The organism is Pseudomonas sp. XP1 (assembly GCF_053557675.1).
The window spans coordinates 40,930-46,313 of record NZ_JBNRIJ010000002.1 but is presented as its reverse complement, the minus strand read 5'-3'; the positions used below and the strand labels follow the sequence as shown (position 1 = coordinate 46,313).

The 5,384-nt window shown below is 63.1% G+C and carries 6 protein-coding genes; 4 read left to right on the top strand and 2 right to left on the bottom strand.

Annotation, left to right across the window (positions count from 1 at the left end; translation table 11 throughout):
* Positions 1–125: 125 nt before the first annotated feature.
* Together ACK1U9_RS02500 and ACK1U9_RS02495 are read right to left on the bottom strand one after the other, a co-directional pair.
* A complete protein-coding gene (locus ACK1U9_RS02500) occupies positions 126–725 on the bottom strand; it encodes an FMN-dependent NADH-azoreductase (protein WP_085602097.1) in 600 nt (199 codons plus the stop codon).
* Positions 726–834: 109 nt separating this feature from the next.
* Positions 835–1,149 carry a hypothetical protein gene (locus tag ACK1U9_RS02495; protein WP_012051530.1) on the bottom strand — a complete coding sequence of 105 codons (315 nt, stop codon included), beginning with the start codon at positions 1,147–1,149 and terminating at the stop codon, positions 835–837.
* A 48-nt stretch (positions 1,150–1,197) separates the two neighbouring features.
* Here ACK1U9_RS02495 and ACK1U9_RS02490 point away from each other — a divergent pair, with 48 nt between their 5' ends.
* The 4 genes from ACK1U9_RS02490 to ACK1U9_RS02475 all read left to right on the top strand — a co-directional run.
* Positions 1,198–2,121, top strand: a complete 924-nt coding sequence (locus ACK1U9_RS02490) for a LysR family transcriptional regulator (RefSeq protein WP_012273620.1) — start codon at positions 1,198–1,200, stop codon at positions 2,119–2,121.
* 13 nt (positions 2,122–2,134) lie between these two features.
* Positions 2,135–2,947 carry an alpha/beta fold hydrolase gene (locus ACK1U9_RS02485; RefSeq protein WP_108481276.1) on the top strand — a complete coding sequence of 271 codons (813 nt, stop codon included), beginning with the start codon at positions 2,135–2,137 and terminating at the stop codon, positions 2,945–2,947.
* Positions 2,941–3,498, top strand: a complete 558-nt coding sequence (locus ACK1U9_RS02480; RefSeq protein WP_046614676.1) for a peptidylprolyl isomerase — start codon at positions 2,941–2,943, stop codon at positions 3,496–3,498. Before ACK1U9_RS02485 ends, ACK1U9_RS02480 begins: the two co-directional genes overlap by 7 nt.
* 63 nt (positions 3,499–3,561) lie before the next feature.
* On the top strand, positions 3,562–5,384 hold a 1,823-nt coding region (locus ACK1U9_RS02475; protein ID WP_449109686.1), incomplete at its 3' end, for an ABC transporter ATP-binding protein.

Genomic DNA, 5,384 nt, shown 5'->3' with positions numbered 1-5,384 from the left:
CCCCGCGAAAAGGCCGGCACAGGCCCCCACAAAATTCACAGGCATAAAAAAGCCCGGCCATGCGGGCCGGGCAGGTACACCCAAAGGAGCAACAACAGGTGTCAGGGTTGGGAATTCGCTAAGCCTCAGGCCACCGCCGCCAGCTTGGCCTTGGCCTGGTTGACGCCCTTCTCGTGGAACTCGCCGCTCATGTTCAGGCCTTCGGCATGGATGAAGTCGACATCGTGAATGCCGATGAAGGCCATTACCTGGCGCAGGTACGGTTCCTGGTGGTCGCTGGTGGCACCGGCATGGATGCCGCCACGGGCAGTCAGGACGATGGCGCGCTTGCCAGTCAGCAAGCCCTGCGGGCCGGTGGGGGTGTACTTGAAGGTGATGCCGGCACGCAGCACGTGGTCCAGCCAGGCCTTGAGGGTGCTGGGGATGGTGAAGTTGTACATCGGCGCAGCCATCACCAGCACGTCGGCGGCGAGCAGCTCATCGGTCAGTTCGTTGGAGCGGGCCAAGGCGTCCAGTTCGGCAGCACTGCGCTGTTCTTCGGGCTTCATCCAGCCACCCAGCAGGTTGGCGTCCAGGTGCGGCACCGGGTTCACGGCCAGGTCGCGCACACTGATCTGATCGGCCGGGTGGGCGGCCTGCCACTGCTGAATGAAATCGCGGGTCAGCTGACGGGAAACGGAATCCTGCTGGCGGGCGCTGCTTTCGATGATCAGTACGCGGGACATGGGGTGCCTCCATCGGCAAAAAGGGTTGCGATTCGATGGAGGTGAGATTACGGCTTGACCTATCGATAAAAAAGCGTAAAAAGTGGGTTCAATCTATCGATTTATCAGCTTATTCTGCGCTGCAATTCAAGGCGATCCGTAGTTTGATGATCTGCCGGTTGAACTTGGCAGTGACATCGACGCTTTTACCGGCCGGTACGTTCACCCGACGCACCCGTGGCGCCTCCGGGCCGTTGCGGAAGGTCACCTTGCACGCGGCCGGTACCTGCCCATAGTTGTTGAGGGTGATGGCGCCAATGTCATAGGCCGTGTCATAGGCGGTGTAGTCGAGCTTTACCCCGGTCAGTTCCTTCTCAACGTCGATGGGATAAGCCATGGCCCCGAGGGGCAGGCACATCAGTATTGCCGCACAACATTTCTTCATGGGCCGCTCTCCTTGAAAGAGCGCAGCTTAGGACAACAGGAGCGAAAGATGAAAGCGCCGCGCGTAACCCTTGACCAGTGGCGAACCCTGCAGGCAGTGGTCGATCACGGCGGGTTTGCCCAGGCCGCCGAGGCACTGCACCGCTCACAGTCGTCGGTCAGCTACACAGTGGCCCGCATGCAGGAGCAACTGGGCGTGCCGCTGCTGCGCATCGACGGCCGCAAGGCGGTGCTCACCGAGGCCGGCAATGTCCTGTTGCGCCGTTCGCGCCACCTGGTCAAGCAGGCCAGCCAGCTCGAGGACCTTGCCCACCACATGGAACAGGGCTGGGAGGCGGAGGTACGCCTGGTGGTCGATGCCGCCTACCCCAGTGCCCGCCTGGTACGCGCCCTGGCCGCGTTCATGCCACAGAGCCGTGGTTGCCGGGTGCGCCTGCGTGAGGAAGTGCTGTCTGGCGTCGAGGAAGTGATGCACGAAGGCATCGCCGACCTGGCCATCAGCAGCTACAGCATCGGCGGCTACCTGGGCGCCGAATTGAGCGCGGTGGAGTTCGTCGCCGTTGCCCACCCCGAACACAGCCTGCACCGCCTGGGCCGCGAGCTGACCTTCCAGGACCTGGAAAGCCAGTTGCAGGTGGTAATCCGCGACTCCGGCCGCGCCCAGCCGCGCGATGTCGGCTGGCTGGGTGCCGAGCAGCGCTGGACCGTCGGCAGTCTGGGCACCGCCGCCACCTTCGTCAGCAGTGGCCTGGGCTTTGCCTGGTTGCCCCGCCACATGATCGAGCGCGAGCTGCGCGAGGGCGTGCTCAAGCCGTTGCCGCTGGATCAGGGTGGCAGCCGCCACCCACTGTTCTACCTTTATTCGAGCAAAGAGAAGACCTTGGGCCCGGCTACGCAGATTCTCATCGACCTGCTGCGCAATTTCGACACCGCGCCACTGGACGTGCCCTTCGCAGCCCCCCCACAAGCCTGAGAGGACCGCGCCCATGGCCTATTTCGAACATGAAGGATGCGCACTGCATTACGAGGAATATGGCCAGGGCGAACCCTTGGTATTGCTGCATGGCCTGGGTTCCAGCTGCCAGGACTGGGAGCTGCAGGTGCCGGTGCTCAGCCGCCACTACCGGGTAATCCTCATGGACATCCGTGGCCACGGCCGCTCCGACAAGCCACGCGACGGTTACCAGATCGCCACCTTCAGTGCCGACCTGCTGGCCCTGCTCGAACACCTGCACACCGGCCCCGTGCACTTCGTCGGCCTGTCCATGGGCGGCATGGTCGGCTTCCAGTTTGCCGTCGACCACCCGCAATGGCTGCGCAGCCTGTGCATCGTCAACAGCGCCCCCGAGGTCAAGCGCCGCACCCGCAATGACTGGCTGTGGTGGCTCAAGCGCTGGGGCCTGGCGCGCCTGCTCAGTGTCGAAACCGTCGGCAAGGGCCTGGCCGATCGGCTGTTTCCCAAACCGCAGCAGGCCGAACTGCGGCACAAGATGGCCCAGCGCTGGGCACGCAACGACAAGCGCGCCTACCTCAAGAGCTTCGACGCCATCGTCGACTGGGGCGTGCAGGAACGCATCGGCCAGATCCACTGTCCTACCCTGGTGATCGCCGCCGACCACGATTACACCCCGATACAACTGAAAGAACGCTACGTCGCCCTCATGCCCCACGCCAGGCTGGTGGTCATCGACGATTCCCGGCACGCTACACCCCTCGACCAACCCGAGGTCTTCAACCAGACCCTGCTGCAGTTCCTTGCAGCCGCTTCCACCTCTCAAGGATCTTTGAGCCCATGCTGAAAAAACTCCTGCTCACCGCCTGCTCGGTCGCCTTCGCCACCAGCGTCATGGCCTCCGACAAGACCCCGCACGTACTGCTGGACACCAGCTTCGGCCAGGTCGAAATCGAGCTTAATGCCGAGAAGGCACCGATCAGTACCAAGAACTTCCTCGAATACGTCGACAGCGGCTTCTACAACAACACCATCTTCCACCGTGTAATCCCGGGCTTCATGGTCCAGGGCGGGGGTTTCACCGACCAGATGGTGCAGAAGAACACCCGAGCCCCGATCACCAACGAGGCCGGCAACGGCCTGCAGAACACCCGCGGCACGCTGTCCATGGCCCGTACCCAGGACCCGAACTCGGCCACCAGCCAGTTCTTCATCAACGTGGCCGACAACGACTTCCTCAACCCTGGGCGTGACCGTGGCTATGCCGTATTCGGCAAGGTGACCAAGGGCATGGAAGTGGTCGACCAGATCGTCAATTCGCCGACCACCACCAAGAAAGGCATGCGCGATGTACCGGCCGATCCGGTCTACATCAAGTCGGCCAAACGCATCGACTGACCGCAGGCTTCACAGGGACGTGAAACCGCCTGAGGGTCGGATGAAACAGGAGTGTCGTCACCCATGCTGTACCGCCGTTTCGAGCAACTGATCGATATCTTCCGCGACGCGCCCAGCGAGTCGCCACCCGGCCAGGTCTGGCCGTTCTACCTGTACTACCTGCGCCAGGTGTGGCCGAGCTTTGTCGCCCTGCTGGTGGTGGGCCTGGTCGCCTCGCTGATCGAGGTGGCGATGTTCAGCTACCTCAGCCGCATCATCGACCTGGCCCAGGGCACGCCCAATGCCAATTTCTTCAGCGAACACAGCGGCGAGCTGATCTGGATGCTGGTAGTGATCCTGCTGCTGCGGCCGGTGTTCTTCGGCCTGCACGACCTGCTGGTGCACCAGACCATCAACCCCGGCATGACCAGCCTGATCCGCTGGCAGAACCACACCTATGTGCTCAAGCAGAGCCTCAACTTCTTCCAGAGCGACTTCGCCGGGCGCATCGCCCAGCGCATCATGCAGACCGGCAACTCGCTGCGCGACTCCGCCGTGCAGGCCGTGGATGCGCTATGGCACGTGCTGATCTACGCCATCACTTCGCTGGTGCTGTTCGCCGAAGCCGACTGGCGCCTGATGCTGCCACTGTTGCTGTGGATCGCCGGCTACATCGCCGCGCTGTTCTACTTCGTCCCCCGGGTGAAGGAACGTTCAGTGATTTCCTCCGACGCCCGCTCCAAGCTGATGGGGCGCATCGTCGACGGCTACACCAACATCGCCACCCTCAAGCTGTTCGCCCATACCGACTTCGAGCAGCAATACGCCCGCGAAGCGATCCGTGAACAGACAGAGAAAACCCAGCTAGCCGCACGCGTGGTCACCAGCATGGACGTGGTCATCACGACCCTCAATGGCCTGCTGGTGGTCACAACCACCGGTCTGGCACTGTGGCTGTGGAGCCAGTCGCTGATCACCGTCGGCGCCATCGCCCTGGCCACCGGCCTGGTGATCCGTATCGTCAACATGTCGGGCTGGATCATGTGGGTGGTCAACGGTATCTTCGAAAATATCGGCATGGTCCAGGACGGCCTGCAGACCATCGCCCAGCCGGTTACCGTCGCCGACCGGCCCAACGCACCGGCGCTCAAGGTAAGCCGCGGTGCGGTACGCTTCGATGATGTGGACTTCCATTACGGCAAGGCCGCCAACGTGATCGAAGGGCTCAACCTGGACATCCGCCCGGGTGAGAAGATCGGCCTGATCGGCCCGTCCGGGGCAGGCAAATCGACCTTGGTCAACCTGCTGCTGAGGCTGTATGACGTTCAGGGCGGGCGCATCCTCATCGACGGCCAGGACATTGCCGAAGTGAGCCAGGCCAGCCTGCGCGCGCAGATCGGCATGATCACCCAGGACACCTCGCTGCTGCACCGCTCGATCCGCGACAACCTGCTGTATGGCCGCCCCGGTGCCAGCGAGGCGGCGCTGCATGAAGCGGTGCGGCGGGCCCGCGCCGACGAGTTCATCCCGCAACTGTCGGACGCCCAAGGGCGCACCGGTTTCGATGCCCATGTGGGCGAGCGCGGGGTCAAGCTGTCGGGCGGCCAGCGCCAGCGTATCGCGATTGCCCGGGTGCTATTGAAGAATGCACCGATCCTTATCATGGACGAGGCCACTTCGGCGCTGGATTCGGAGGTAGAGGCAGCGATACAGGAAAGCCTGGAGACGCTGATGCAGGGCAAGACAGTGATCGCCATTGCCCACCGGCTTTCCACCATTGCGCGGATGGACCGGCTGGTGGTGCTGGACAAGGGGCGGATTGTAGAAATTGGCAGCCACAGTGAACTGCTGGAGCAGCAAGGCTTGTATGCCCGGTTGTGGCATCACCAGACGGGGGGGTTTGTCGG